This is a genomic window from Sphingomonas faeni, assembly GCF_030817315.1.
Taxonomy (GTDB): Bacteria; Pseudomonadota; Alphaproteobacteria; order Sphingomonadales; family Sphingomonadaceae; genus Sphingomonas; species Sphingomonas faeni_C.
On the sequence record NZ_JAUSZF010000001.1, the window covers coordinates 730439 to 743641 of the forward strand.

General features: G+C 65.4%; 14 protein-coding genes, 1 other RNA gene and 2 pseudogenes. 12 read left to right on the forward strand and 5 right to left on the reverse strand.

Going from position 1 to position 13203, the window contains the following annotated elements; translation table 11 throughout:
* Window positions 1-92: 92 nt before the first annotated feature.
* Window positions 93-968: pseudogene (locus QFZ54_RS03425) on the reverse strand (alpha/beta hydrolase); the annotation flags it as partial.
* On the opposite strand from QFZ54_RS03425, the gene QFZ54_RS03430 reads away from it, so the two are divergent.
* The 8 genes from QFZ54_RS03430 (at window position 852) to QFZ54_RS03465 (ending at window position 6691) form a co-directional block, all read left to right on the forward strand.
* Window positions 852-1850: a cysteine desulfurase family protein gene (locus QFZ54_RS03430; RefSeq protein WP_307089246.1), complete on the forward strand. Its 999-nt coding sequence runs from the start codon at window positions 852-854 to the stop codon at window positions 1848-1850. The pseudogene QFZ54_RS03425 and the gene QFZ54_RS03430 sit on opposite strands and share 117 nt — an antisense overlap.
* Complete coding sequence (locus QFZ54_RS03435) at window positions 1847-3109, forward strand: cysteine desulfurase family protein (protein WP_307084430.1); 1263 nt, start codon at window positions 1847-1849, stop codon at window positions 3107-3109. The genes QFZ54_RS03430 and QFZ54_RS03435 overlap by 4 nt, the downstream gene beginning before the upstream one ends.
* On the forward strand, window positions 3106-3411 hold the full coding sequence (locus QFZ54_RS03440; RefSeq protein ID WP_307089247.1) for a 2Fe-2S iron-sulfur cluster-binding protein: 306 nt from the start codon (window positions 3106-3108) through the stop codon (window positions 3409-3411). The genes QFZ54_RS03435 and QFZ54_RS03440 overlap by 4 nt, the downstream gene beginning before the upstream one ends.
* 124 nt (window positions 3412-3535) lie before the next feature.
* Window positions 3536-3850, forward strand: coding sequence for a hypothetical protein (locus tag QFZ54_RS03445; RefSeq protein WP_307084432.1), 315 nt, complete (start codon window positions 3536-3538; stop codon window positions 3848-3850).
* A gap of 93 nt (window positions 3851-3943) precedes the next feature.
* On the forward strand, window positions 3944-4183 hold the full coding sequence (locus tag QFZ54_RS03450) for a hypothetical protein (RefSeq protein WP_307084434.1): 240 nt from the start codon (window positions 3944-3946) through the stop codon (window positions 4181-4183).
* Between the two features lie 58 nt (window positions 4184-4241).
* Window positions 4242-4335, forward strand: an RNA gene (gene ffs / locus QFZ54_RS03455) — signal recognition particle sRNA small type.
* A gap of 326 nt (window positions 4336-4661) precedes the next feature.
* On the forward strand, window positions 4662-6371 hold the full coding sequence (locus QFZ54_RS03460) for a DNA polymerase III subunit gamma/tau (protein WP_307084435.1): 1710 nt from the start codon (window positions 4662-4664) through the stop codon (window positions 6369-6371).
* Window positions 6368-6691, forward strand: coding sequence for a YbaB/EbfC family nucleoid-associated protein (locus QFZ54_RS03465; RefSeq protein ID WP_056063013.1), 324 nt, complete (start codon window positions 6368-6370; stop codon window positions 6689-6691). Before QFZ54_RS03460 ends, QFZ54_RS03465 begins: the two co-directional genes overlap by 4 nt.
* A gap of 57 nt (window positions 6692-6748) precedes the next feature.
* Here the strand turns inward: QFZ54_RS03465 and mtgA are convergent, their stop codons facing one another.
* The 4 genes from mtgA to QFZ54_RS03485 are packed head-to-tail and all read right to left on the reverse strand — an operon-like array spanning window position 6749 to window position 10616.
* The gene (gene mtgA, locus QFZ54_RS03470) at window positions 6749-7426 is read right to left on the reverse strand and encodes a monofunctional biosynthetic peptidoglycan transglycosylase (protein WP_307084439.1); all 678 of its coding nucleotides are present in this window, start codon (window positions 7424-7426) and stop codon (window positions 6749-6751) included.
* A gap of 9 nt (window positions 7427-7435) precedes the next feature.
* Complete coding sequence (locus QFZ54_RS03475) at window positions 7436-8707, reverse strand: flavin monoamine oxidase family protein (protein WP_307084441.1); 1272 nt, start codon at window positions 8705-8707, stop codon at window positions 7436-7438.
* Between the two features lies 1 nt (window position 8708).
* Complete coding sequence (gene rpoH / locus QFZ54_RS03480) at window positions 8709-9611, reverse strand: RNA polymerase sigma factor RpoH (RefSeq protein WP_056048373.1); 903 nt, start codon at window positions 9609-9611, stop codon at window positions 8709-8711.
* A 57-nt stretch (window positions 9612-9668) separates the two neighbouring features.
* Entirely contained in the window at window positions 9669-10616 is a 948-nt protein-coding gene (locus tag QFZ54_RS03485) for an RluA family pseudouridine synthase (protein ID WP_307084456.1), read from the reverse strand.
* Between the two features lie 17 nt (window positions 10617-10633).
* Between QFZ54_RS03485 and QFZ54_RS03490 the strand changes: the two genes are divergently transcribed.
* From QFZ54_RS03490 to QFZ54_RS03510, 4 genes and pseudogenes are all read left to right on the forward strand, one after another.
* Window positions 10634-11026 (forward strand): M67 family metallopeptidase, encoded by a 393-nt coding sequence (locus tag QFZ54_RS03490; RefSeq protein WP_307084458.1) that lies wholly within the window; start codon window positions 10634-10636, stop codon window positions 11024-11026.
* A 277-nt stretch (window positions 11027-11303) separates the two neighbouring features.
* Complete coding sequence (locus QFZ54_RS03495; RefSeq protein WP_307084460.1) at window positions 11304-11948, forward strand: histidine phosphotransferase family protein; 645 nt, start codon at window positions 11304-11306, stop codon at window positions 11946-11948.
* A gap of 75 nt (window positions 11949-12023) precedes the next feature.
* Window positions 12024-12344 (forward strand): Hpt domain-containing protein, encoded by a 321-nt coding sequence (locus QFZ54_RS03500; RefSeq protein WP_307084462.1) that lies wholly within the window; start codon window positions 12024-12026, stop codon window positions 12342-12344.
* Window positions 12345-12755: 411 nt separating this feature from the next.
* A pseudogene (locus QFZ54_RS03510) lies at window positions 12756-13121 on the forward strand (ATP-binding protein); the annotation flags it as partial.
* Between the last annotated feature and the right edge of the window lie 82 nt (window positions 13122-13203).

The window sequence follows — 13203 nt, forward strand, 5'->3', positions numbered from 1 at the left end:
GGGAGAGGGGGTTGGGGAGAGCATATCTATCCCCAACTCCCCCTCATCCGACGCTGTCGCGCCACCTTCTCCCCGAGGGGAGAAGGACAGAATCACCTAATCGGCGAGTTCGGGTCCAGCCGCATATCCAGATACTTGTCCACCGACCCCATCAGCTCCGGCATCTCATGCTCGAAGAAGTGGTTCGCCTTCGGGATCGTGTCGTGATGGATCGTGATATGCTTCTGCGTCCGCAGCTTGTCGACCAGCTTCTGCGTAGCACCGGGCGTCGCGACCTCGTCGGCTTCACCCTGGATGATGATCCCGCTCGACGGGCACGGCGCTAGGAACGTGAAGTCGTACAAATTCGCCGGCGGAGCGACCGAGATGAACCCACGGATCTCCGGACGGCGCATCAGCAGCTGCATGCCGATCCACGCACCGAAGCTGACGCCCGCGATCCAGGTCGTCTGTGCCTCGGGATGGAAGCTCTGCACCCAGTCGAGTGCACTCGCAGCGTCGGACAATTCGCCGACGCCGTTGTCGAACACGCCCTGGCTCTTGCCGACACCGCGAAAGTTGAACCGGAGCGTCGCGAAGCCACGCCGCTGGAAGGTCTTGTAGAGCTGCTGCACGATCGCGTTGTTCATCGTGCCACCGGCCGACGGATGCGGATGCAGGATCATCGCGACCGGCGCGCGCGGACGCGGGCCCGGCGCAAAACGACCTTCGAGACGGCCTTCGGGGCCGGGGAAAATGACTTCTGGCATGGGCACTCGCGAGCTGGGATACGCACTCGGGTAGAGTGCCTGATTATGCGCGCTATATAGCGTTCGAGCCCCTTTTCGCAATTGGAACCGGTCCTGTCCCGCATCTACCTCGATCACGCTGCCACCACGCCGATGCGCCCCGAGGCGATGGCGGCGGTTGCGGACGGCATGGCGCGCTGGGCGAACCCGTCCTCGCCGCATGCCGAGGGACGCGCGGCACGGGCTGCGCTCGAGGATGCGCGGAAGCGTATCGCCAAGGCGCTTGACTGGCCGCACCACGTGATCCTGACGAGCGGCGCGAGCGAGTCCGCGGCGCTTGCGTTGAAAGGGCGGCCCAGCCTCGGCGTGGCCGCGGTGGAACACGACGCGGTGCTCCGGGCGGCCGAACGCCCGATAACGCTGAACGTCGACGACCGCGGAATCGTCGCCCCCAGCCAGACCACGCAGACGATCGCGCTCCAGTCCGCCAACAGCGAAACCGGCGTATTGCAGGATCGCCCCACCGGCCTCTGGATCGCCGACTGCTCGCAGACCGCCGGCAAGCTCCCGCTCCCCGACGCCGACCTCATCATCGTCTCCGCGCACAAGCTCGGCGGCCCCCCCGGCATAGGCGCGTTGCTGGTCCGCGACCTCGGCCTCCTCGACCCGACCGGTGGACAGGAACGCGGCTATCGCGGCGGCACTGAGAACCTCCCCGGCGCGCTAGGCTTCGCCACCGCGCTGGAGGCTCCGCGAGACTGGTTCGCCGGCATGGCCGATCTCCGCGCCAAGCTCGACGAAGCGATCCTCACAGGCGGCGGTGAGATCGTCGCGCACCACGCCCCGCGCATCCCGACGATAGCCTCCTACCGCATGCCCGGAATCAGCTCCGCCGCGCAGCTTATCCGCCTCGACATGGCCGGGTTCGCCGTCTCCGCGGGCAGCGCCTGTTCGTCCGGCAGCATGCGCCCGAGCCACGTCCTCGCCGCGATGGGCTATTCCGCGCAAGCCGCCGCCGAAGTCGTCCGCGTCAGCTTCGGCTGGACCACGACGGCCGAAGATGTCGCCAAGTTCGCCGAGGCCTGGACGCGCATCGCCACCGACATAAGGCGAGCCGCATGACCTATCTCGACTACCAGGCGACCACCCCCCTCGCGCCCGAAGCGCTCGCCGCGATGCTCCCCTGGCTCGAATCGCAACACGCCAACCCGCATTCCCCCCACCGCGAAGGCCGCCGCGCGAAAGCCGCCGTCGAAGTCGCCCGCAACCAGGTCGCCGCACTGCTCCCCCCCGGTGGCCGCATCGCCTTCACCAGCGGCGCGACCGAGGCGCTCAACTGGGCGATCAAGGGCACGACCGGACCGATCGTGACGTTGGCTACCGAACACGCGGCCGTCCTCGACACTGTCGCGGCGGAGGCGGCGAGGGGGCGCCGCGTCACGATCCTCCCAGTCGGCGCAGACGGCCTTGGTGGGAGTGACAGTCGAGGTGCCGGCAGTCAGCACGACTCTTCCCCCCTCCCTGGAAGGGAGGGGTCGGGGGTGGGTCGGCTTCCGTATGATCGAACGACGGCGGCAAAAGCTGGCCAACCCACCCCCAGCCCCTCCCTGCCAGGGAGGGGGGAAGTCGAAAGTCGATCTACGCCAGTCGACCCCGACACATCCCGCGCCGCGATCCCCACCGGCACCGGCCTCGTCGCCGCGATGCTCGTCAACAACGAGATCGGCGTCATCCAGCCGATCGCCGCGCTCGCCGACGCCACCCACGCAGCCGGCGCGCTGATGCTCTGCGACGCGGTCCAGGGCTATGGCCGGGTAGCAATCCCAAGCACCGTCGACCTCATCGCCATCTCCGCACACAAGATCCACGGCCCCAAGGGCATCGGCGCACTCTGGATCCGAGACGGCATCGACCTCGCCCCCTTGATGCACGGCGGCGGACAGGAAGCCCCCGGCCGCTCCGGCACACTCTCGCCCGCACTATGCGTAGGCTTCGGCGTTGCCGCGCAACTCATGGCCGACCGCAAGGATCAGGATGCCGCGCACATCGACCGTCTCTGGTCGCTCGCGCTCGACCGCCTCGGCCCCGGCTGGACGATCAACGGCGCGACCGACTTCCGCTATCACGGCAACCTCAACATCCGCCGCGAAGGCCTCGACGTGAATCGCCTCATGTCCGACTTGCGCGACATCGCCTTCTCCGCCGGTTCCGCCTGCGCCAGCGGCTCCGGCCGCTCCAGCCACGTCCTCCGCGCGATCGGCCTCACGGAAAAAGAAGCGCGCTCCAGCATCCGCCTGGGCTTCGGCCGATACACCACCGAAACCGAACTCCGCGACGCAATCGATGCGATCGTCGCCGCAGCCGAGGCGCAATGGCCATGATCGTCCGCTTCATCGCCCGCGACGGCACCGCGACCACGGCCGCCGCAGACCCCGGCGACCGCCTGCTCGATGCCGCGCAGGCGCATAACCAGCCACTCGAAGGCACTTGCGAAGGCCAGCTGTCCTGCGCGACCTGCCACGTCATCGTCGACCCCGCCGATTTCGCCCGACTGCCGCCCGCGAGCGAGGACGAGGAGGACATGCTCGATCTCGCGCACGATGCGACGCGCACCAGCCGTCTCGCCTGCCAGATCCGGCTGACCGACGCGCTCGACGGACTTACCGTGCGGATCCCCAACTAAGTCAGCCAAACTCGGACAGCAAAGCTTACAGGAAGACAACGGCCGGTTCATGGAACGTGCACGGCCGGAAGCGGATTATCCCCTCATCGCCTCAATGTACGAGGTCTTGAGAGGAGTACCGGACATGAAGATCATCGCAATGTTCGCCGCTGGTGCCTTGGCCGCGGGAACCGTTTTTGCCGCAGCCCCCGCCGACGCCCAGCGCCACGGCTGGGACGGCCCACGCGGCGGCCCCGGCTGGCATGGGCCGCGCGGTAACCGCGGCTGGCACGGCCGTCGTGGCTGGGACGGTCCGCGTCACGGCTATCGCGGCTACCGCGGCGGGTATCGTGGTGGCGGCTACGGGTATCGCGGACCCCGCGGCTATGGCCGCACGCGCGTCGTATGCCGGATCGAACGTGGCTATTACGGGCCGGTCCGTCGCTGCTTCCGCCGCTAAATCGCGCGCTGATACGGAACCGTAACGACCGAGCCTAGTTTATTAACATAGGTTGCAGGGCTCAGCGGAGTTCGCACCCAGTAGGAGATTATCATGAAGTTGTTCACCCTCGCCGCCGCCGGTCTCGTCGCACTCACCGGGCTCGCTCCGGTCGGCATCGCCGCCGAAGCATCGGCACAGCGCACCGTCGTCCATGAGCGCACCGTCGTGCGTCACAACGGCAACCGCCCGGGCTATCGTCGTCACGCCGTGCGCACGCGCCAGGTTTGCCGCAACGTCTACCGCAACCATCACCGCCAGCGCGTCTGCCGCACGGTCCGCATCAACCGCTAAGTCCGAGCCCGCGCCTAAAGCGGCTTGATCATCCCGCCCGACCCCGCCATATGCGCCGCGGGAGTCGGGCGGACGTGGTCGTCGCCAACTTGGTCAGATCCGGAAGGAAGCAGCCACAACGACTCAGCTACGGGTCGTCCCGGCTCCCACCGCGAATGTCAGAAAGCTGACATGAGCGCGGCCAGCGGCGCAAAGCGCCGTCTGACGATGCGGCTTAGCCGCAGCGCGCTACCTTCTCTTCTCAGTAAGTCGCCGACACCATTCGCGACCCGGAACGCAACCACCCGTTCCCCAAACGTTCCAAACCAGTGTCCTACACGATCACCCCGTGCCAAGCCCGGCTGATGCACCACACCCCCGCCAAAACCGCCCCCGCAAGCCGCCGCGCCAAGCGAAGTACAGACTCTTCCCAGCATCTATACTTCCTATACTTCACTCCCCTTCGACAGCACGCGCAGCACCCGCTATGACGCCCCCAATGTCAGATTCCTTCGACCTGGGCGAACCCCCGCAGCCGGCTAAGGCGCCAGCCCAAACAGGGGACGTCGCCTACCGCGTGCTCGCGCGCAAATACCGTCCGCAGACCTTTTCCGAGCTGATCGGCCAGGACGCGATGGTCCAGACGCTCGGCAACGCGATCAAGCGCGACCGGCTCGCCCACGCCTTCCTGATGACCGGCGTCCGCGGCGTCGGCAAAACCTCGACCGCGCGACTGATCGCCAAGGCGCTCAACTGCATCGGCCCCGACGGCGACGGTGGCCCGACGATCGACCCCTGCGGCATCTGCGAGCCGTGCCGCGCGATCGCCGAAGGCCGCCATATCGACGTGATCGAGATGGATGCCGCCAGCCATACCGGCGTCGACGATGTCCGCGAGATCATCGACGCGTCGCGCTATTCGGCGGTCACCGCGCGCTTCAAGATCTACATCATCGACGAAGTCCACATGCTGTCGAAGAACGCGTTCAACGCGCTGCTGAAGACGCTGGAGGAACCACCTCCCCATGTGAAATTTCTGTTCGCGACGACCGAAGTGAACAAGGTGCCGGTGACGGTCCTCTCACGCTGCCAGCGTTTCGACCTGCGCCGCATCTCCGCCGAACAGTTGTCGAAGCACTTCGCCTGGGTTTCCGAACAAGAGGGCGTCGTCGCCGAGCCCGAGGCGCTGATGCTGATCGCCCGCGCCGCGGAGGGCTCGGCGCGCGACGGCCTGTCGATCCTTGACCAGGCTATCGCGCATGCCGGGCTCGAAGGCGGTGGCGTGACGGCCGATGCCGTGCGCCAGATGCTCGGCTTGTCCGATCGCGGCGCGGTGCGCGACCTGCTGACGCTGATCCTCGCGGGCGACGGGGCAGGGGCGCTCGCCTCGATGCGCCGGCAATATGATTACGGCGTCGACCCGCTGTCGGTACTCCGCTCGCTGCTCGAAACCGTCCACGGCATTACGCTGACCAAGGTCGGCACGCCCCCCGATGCCGCGCAGCCGATGGAAGAGCGTGCGGCGCGCGAGGAATGGGCGGCGTCGCTCGGCTATCCCGCGCTCCACCGTCTGTGGCAGCTGTTCCTCAAGGGCCATGACGAGGTCGCCAAGGCGGCGCTCCCGATCGAGGCGGCGGAGATGGCGCTGCTGCGCGCGATTTACGCCTCGACGCTGCCGGACCCCGGCGAGTTGGCGCGGCAAATCGCCAGCGGCAGCGCCCCCGCGGCCGCACCAGCGTCGTCACCGCCGCCGCCACCTGTGTCCCCGTCCGGCGAAGCGCCGCCCTGGAACGCGGCATCCGCTGCGAAGGCGCCCGAACCCGTGGCCACCGGCCCGATCCTGCCGCCGACGTTTGAGGCGCTGGTCGATCTGCTCGACGAATCGGGCGGGCTCGCGATTGCCGCGCGCCTCCGTCACGGTGCGCGTGTCGTAAGCTACGCGCCGCCCGAATTCGCGCTCAGCGGCAGCCGCCCGGTCTCGGCGGACACGCTCGCCGAACTCAACACGCTGTTGAAGGCGGTGACGCGAACGGCGTGGAAGGTCTCGATCGTCGACGCACCCGGCGAGCCGACATTGCGCGAGGCGCAGGACGCCGCGGACGCCGCGGTGCGCCAGGCTATTCTCGAATCCCCCATCATGAAGGCCGCGGTGGCTGCGTTTCCGGACGCTCAGCTCGAATCGTGGCCAGGTCAAAGGAGCAACGCATGAAGAATATCGATGAAATCCTCGCCATGGCGCAGAACGTCCAGAGCGAGATGGAAAAGGCGCAGGCCAATCTCGACACGATCGAGGTCGAGGGCGCATCCGGCGGCGGCCTGGTCAAGATCAAGGCCTCCGCAAAGGGCCGCATCATCAACATCGCGATCGACGATTCGCTGATGCAAGTGAGCGAGAAGCAGATGCTCGAGGACCTGCTGACGGCAGCGTTCAACGACGCGCGTGCGAAGGCCGACGCAGTGTCGGGCAGCGAAATGTCGAAGATGACCAGCGGGTTGCAGCTGCCACCAGGCTTCAAGCTGCCGTTCTGATATCTGCAACCTAACCTTGCACCGTCACCCTGGCTTTCGCTGGGGTGACGGTGTTTGTCAGGACGTGCGCAGGCAGCCGTCCAACCCGTCGTTCCGCACCACCGAAACCCGCCGCGACAGCGTATTCCCGTGCTTCCGCACGAACCCATGCGGGTCGATCGCAGCGCGCTTCTTCGGCAATGGCAGCACCGCGGCGATTCGCCCGGCCTCGGTCGGCGACAGTTTCGACGCGTCGTGGTTGAAATACCGGATCGCCCCGGCGTTCGCGCCGTATGTCCCGATCCCGGTCTCGGCGATGTTCAGATACACCTCCATGATCCGCCGCTTCGGCCACAGCACTTCGATCAGCACGGTAAAATACGCCTCGAACGCTTTGCGCACATAGCCGCCGCCCTGGAACAGGAACGCGTTCTTCGCCGTCTGCTGGCTGATCGTCGAGCCACCGCGGATCCGCCCGCCCTGCGCATTCCGCGCCGCCGCGCCCGCCATCGCCTTGAAATCGAACCCGTGATGCGAACAGAACCGCGAATCCTCCCCGGCGATCGCCGCGCGCGCCATGTCCGGGTCCATCTCAGACAGCGGCATCCAGTCCTTGGTGATCGTGTGCCCGGACATCAGGTCGCCCATCATCGTCCAGGTGAACGGCACAGGTACGAAGCGGTAAAGCCCGACCCAGGCGACCGTGACCAGCACGAGCGTGAAGACGATCTTGGCGAAGATGCGGAGGAAGCCCATCGGCGTTCCTTATGCGATCGTCACGGACTCGCCAATGAGCGCCCGTGCCGCCGCGACGCCGGTCTCGTATGCCCCGTGCGCGGTCGAGAAGTCGAACGGGTGGCATGCTTCGCCAGCGAAGTGGATGCGGCCATCGACCGGTGCGGCAAGAACCGCGCGTTGTCCGGCCCGACCGACGCGCGCATGGCTGTAACTGCCGCCGATAAAGGGTTCGTTGCGCCAGCGGGTCGCGGCGAGCGGCGTGAAGCGCTTGCGCCAGTCGCTGCCGAGCAGGCCGACGAGTTCGTCGATCGCGAACTGCGCCGCATCGCCGTCCTCCAGCATCTCCGCACAATCGCCCCCGAAGAAACTCTCGACGATCGGCCAGCCGAACGGCGACAACCGGTGGCTGGCGGTGCACGCGCTGTACGGGTTGCCGATCAGGTGCGCGTTGGTCGGCCATTCAGGGCGGTCGACGTGGAGGAATACCTTGTCCGCGAGCCCGAGCGGGAGATCGGCCGCCGCGGTGTGCTTGTCGGGGAGGGGCGGGTCGAAGACGATCTGCGATTTCGCGAGGACGGTGGTGGGGACGCAGACGATGACGTGGTCAGCGTCGATCGTTCCGGCGGGGGTGTCGAGTTTGAGGACGCGGCCGCTGTGGTCGATGCGGGTAACGGGTGTCGAAAGGCGGATATTCAGGCCGATGGCGTGGCTGGCAATCAGTGTGCCGTAACCTTCCTTGACCGTCCAGTTGTCGTCGGTGGCGGCTTCTTCGTAGGCGGCCCAGTCGTGGAGTGAGACCTGGCTGAGGTTCGCACCATTGGCATAACCGGAGATCGCGTCGATCTTCGGGAGCCATCTATTATTCGGAGCGATGAAGTCGGAGAGGGGGCGGTCGGGGCCTTCGAGGGCGACGAGTGCATGTTCGTTCCAGGCTCGGTAGGCGGCGGCGGAGGACGCTTGGTCTTCGGGCGGGAAGTCGAGGTCGCGCCACTGGGTGCGCCAGTTTGCGTCGGAGCGATCTACGGTGAAACCCGTCGCCTCTGCGATCGAAGTCCATGGATTGCGTTGGGCAGAGTGCAGCCAGCCGCAACCGGCGTCGACATGGTCCCCCGCGAAGGCGGGAGTCCAGTATGAGCCCCCGCCTTCGCGGGGGAACAAGGAGGTCAGTGACAAGCTGTGGGCTCGGCCGCCGAGGCGGTCGCTCGCCTCGATGAGCAGAACGTCGCGTCCGGCGTCGTGCAGCGTACGCGCCGCAGCAATACCGGCTGCACCGCCGCCGACTACGACGGTGCGCGCCACCTTAAGCAGCCAGCAGGCGCTTCTCGCCGGCGATGCGCATCATCGCCTTTTGCAGTTTCTCGAACGCGCGCACCTCGATCTGCCTGACGCGCTCGCGCGATACGCCGTAGACCTGCGACAGTTCCTCGAGCGTCTTCGGATCATCCGTCAGGCGACGCTCCGTCAGAATATGCTGCTCGCGCTCGTTGAGGTCGTCCATCGCCGACACCAGCATCGAGTGGCGAACGTCGGCCTCCTGCGCATCGGCGACGATCTTGTCCTGCAATGGCGCATCGTCCTGCAGCCAATCCTGCCACTGACCCTCGCCGTCCTCGCGCATCGGCACGTTGAGCGACGTATCGCCGCCCATCGCCATGCGGCGGTTCATGCTGACGACGTCGGTCTCCGCAACGCCGAGATCGGTCGCGATCTTGGTAACGTGCTCGGGACGCAGATCGCCGTCTTCGAACGCGTCGAGGCGGCTCTTCATCCGGCGCAGGTTGAAGAACAGCTTCTTCTGCGCCGCAGTGGTGCCCATCTTAACGAGGCTCCACGACCGCAGGATGTATTCCTGGATCGACGCACGGATCCACCACATCGCATAGGTCGCGAGACGGAAACCACGCTCGGGCTCGAACTTCTTCACGCCCTGCATGAGGCCGATATTGCCCTCGGAGATCAGCTCCGACGTCGGCAGGCCATAGCCGCGATAGCCCATCGCGATCTTCGCCACGAGACGAAGATGCGAGGTCACCAGCTGCGCCGCAGCCTCGGTGTCGCCATGCTCCTGGAAGCGCTTGGCGAGCATATATTCCTGCTCGGGTTTCAGCAGCGGGAATTTCTTGATCTCGGCGAGATAGCGATTGAGACCCGCCTCGCTGCCGAGCGCAGGAATCGTCGCTGGAACGTTGGAGCGGGCTGCCATTGTCGTAATCCCTTTCTGCTGACCCCAATTGCCGCACTGCGGCATGGTGTCGATTATCTATACGTCAAGCTGGGTGAACAGTTCCTGCATGTCTGCGGGCATTTCGCTTTCGAACGCCAAAGCGATGCTATTCACCGGATGGATGAACCCCAGATGCGCCGCGTGCAAGGCCTGCCGGCGGAAACCGAGCGTTTCGAGCAGCGACCTCTGAGCTTGATTTGTTCTACCATAGACCGGGTCGCCGAGCAACGCATGGCCGATCGACGCCATGTGCACGCGGACCTGATGCGTCCGCCCGGTTTCGAGCCGACACTCAATCAGTGCCGCCTTGCGCAATGCCTTTATGGTCGAGAAATGCGTCACCGCGCGCTTGCCGCCCTCGACGATCGCGATCTTCTTGCGGTTCTGCGGACTTCGAGCGAGCGGCGCGTTCACGGTGCCGCTCAGTGGGCGTGGGATGCCGCCGACGATGGCCTTGTAGCGACGATCGATGCTGTGGTCATGGAACTGCTTTGCGAGGCCTTCGTGCGCGCGGTCGGTCTTAGCGGCGATCATCAGCCCCGACGTATCCTTGTCGATCCGGTGGACGATCCCGGGCCGCGCGACGCCGCCAATTCCAGACAGGTTGCCGGCGCAGTGGTGGAGCAGGGCGTTGACTAGCGTGCCGTCGAAATTACCTGCTGCGGGATGGACGACGAGGCCCGCGGGCTTGTCGATCACGATCAACTCGTCGTCTTCGTAGGCGACGACCAGCGGAATATCCTGCGCTTCGTTGTGCAGTGGCGTGGGCGGCGGGATATCAACAGCGAACACCTGGCCAACGGCGGTCTTCTTCGCCGAATCACGCCATTCGCGGCCGTTGAGCGTCACTTGACCCGCGGCAATCAAAGCCTTCAACCGCTCGCGCGACATGTCTGGCAGCACTTCGGCTAGCGCACGATCAAGCCTCCAGCCATCGGTGGCCGGCGTAATCGATGCTTCGACGATGGAAACCCCCCGGTCCATGTCGTAGCGATGTGGCGATGAGCGTGACGATTTCAAGCGAATTGGTTCAACGATTGATCGCGGCGGCCGGCGCGTCGCCCCACGCGGAGATTTGTGGACTGCTGTTCGGGGCGGCCGAGCGGATCGAGACGGCGGAGGCTTGTGCGAACGTCGCGGCGAATCCTGCGCGGGCGTTCGAAATCGATCCGGTTGCCTTGTTCGCCGCGCATCGGCGGGCGCGGGGAGGGGGCGTCCCCGTAATCGGCCATTATCATTCGCATCCATCTGGTCTGCCGGTTCCGTCTCCGCGCGATGCGGCGCAGGCGATGGGTGATGGGGCGGTTTGGTTGATCCTCGGCAGTGGGATCGCGCGCTCTTGGCGGTCGGTGGAGATCGGCGCGTTCGTCGAAGAGACGATCGAGCATGTCTGAGGGGAGCGCCATTCTCCTTCCCCCCCCCTGCCTGGAAGGGATAAGCCAGGGGTGGATCGGCCGGTTTAATCCACGACGCACTAAACATGCGGAAATCAACCCACCCCCCAACCCTTCCCCTCCAGGGATGGGCGAAGAAGCATCCTCAATCCTTTCCAGACAGGCATGGCAGAAATAGCGTTGTCGACCCGACCCATAAGGCACTCGAACCCCAAAAGTTGGCATTGCGCACTTGCCGCACCCCCGCCACAAGGCCCTCCAGAATTAGGGGAATTTCATGACGGTCAGCCCTGTCGACTTCGCAAGCCTGCTCTGTTCGCGCCTGTGCCACGACCTGATGTCACCGGTCGGTGCGCTCAACAACGGGCTGGAACTGCTTGCCGACGAGACCGATCCGGCGATGCGCGAGCGGGTCATGGAATTGCTCGCCGACAGCGCGCGCGCGTCCGCGAGTAAGCTGAAATTCTTCCGCCTGGCATTCGGCGCTGCCGGCGGGTTCGGCGAACATGTCGACACGCACGAGGCACGCAATGCGATCGAAGGCCTCGTTGCTGAGAACAAGCGGATCAATTTCGTCTGGGGTGTCGAAACACCGGCAATGCCCAAATCGGCAGTGAAGGTCCTGCTGAACCTTGCTCTGATCGCGACCGAATCGCTGGTACGTGGCGGCACGATGGAAGTGGGCGGCGAGGAGAATGATAGCCGGCTCGAGATTGTCGTGAAGATCGAAGGCGGTCGGATCGTGCTGGACCCGGAAATCCGCCGGACCCTGGTTGAGGGCGAGGGCGTACACGACGTCACTCCGCGCGCGGCTGCCGCCTACATGATCAACACACTCGTCAAGGATGCGGGCGGTACGGTGATTGTATCGGAACCCGCCGACGGCATCATGATCTTCGGCGCGGTGTTCGACGCGCGGTAAGTGATCGCAGCCGCAGCAGGAATAAAGCACCCTTAACCTTCTCCCTGCATGGCAGGTTCGGAACGCGGGGCTCGCATGGACGATCTGTTAGAGGAATTCATCGCCGAGACGCGCGAAACGTTGGAGGGAATCTCCGGCGAAATCGTCGCATGGGAAGCCGATCCTACCGATCGCACGCGCCTCGACGCGATCTTGCACTTCGTCCATACCGTCAAAGGGAGTTGCGGCTTCCTCGATCTCCCGCGGCTCGCCCGACTGAGCCATGCGGCCGAAGACGTGCTCGCTGCGTCCGTGACGACAAACGCGTTCCCGATACTTCGCTCGTCGACGCGGTATTCGGGATCGCCGATCGGATCACCGCGATCGTCGATGCGCTCGATGCCGGCGCACCGCTGAACGAGGCGCGCGAGGACTTGTTGATCGCCGCGCTTACGCCAGTTCACTACCCAAGGTGCTCGTTGCTGCGATGCCCGTTGGACGCAGCGCCAGCCGCAGCGTCCGACTGAACGTCAACCTGCTCGATCACATGATGAGCGGCATGTCGGACATGGTGCTGGCTCGCAACGAACTCGCCGCAGGCTCCGCGACGGCGACATCGATCCAAAGGTCGAGGCGGCACTCGAACGCGCTGTCACTGACCGTCGTGGACATGCGCGATACCGTGACGCGAACCCGCATGCAAAAGTCGAGGCGCTGTTCTCGGTACTGCCACGGATGGTACGCGATACCAGCGCGGAGCTGTGCAAGGCGGTGAACCTCGTGATCGAGGGGGCCGATGTCGAGCTCGACCGCGAGATGATTGAACTGATGCGCGATCCACTCGTCCATATAATTCGCAAATCGATCGATCACGGCATCGAGACCCCGGCGGCCCGTCGCATGGCGGGAAAGCCCGAAACCGGCCGTTTGGTTGTATCCGCGCGTCAGTCGGGCAACCAGATACTCATCGAGATCAGCGATGATGGGCGGGGCATAGACGTCGCCCGGATCGTCGCAAAGGCTGTCGAAAAGGGACTGTATAATCAGGCCGAACTCGCCGCGATGAGCGAGGCGTCGCAACCGGAATTGATCTTCGCTCCTGCTTTGTCGAGCCGTGATGCGGTTACGGCAAGGTCGGGCCGTGGCATAAGCATGGACATGGTACGTGCCAATATCGAGCAGATCGGCGGCCGTGTGGTGCTGGCAAACGATCCCGGGCGAGGTTTGCGGATCGTCATCCATGTACCGCTGACCCCTCGATCCTGTCGACGATCGT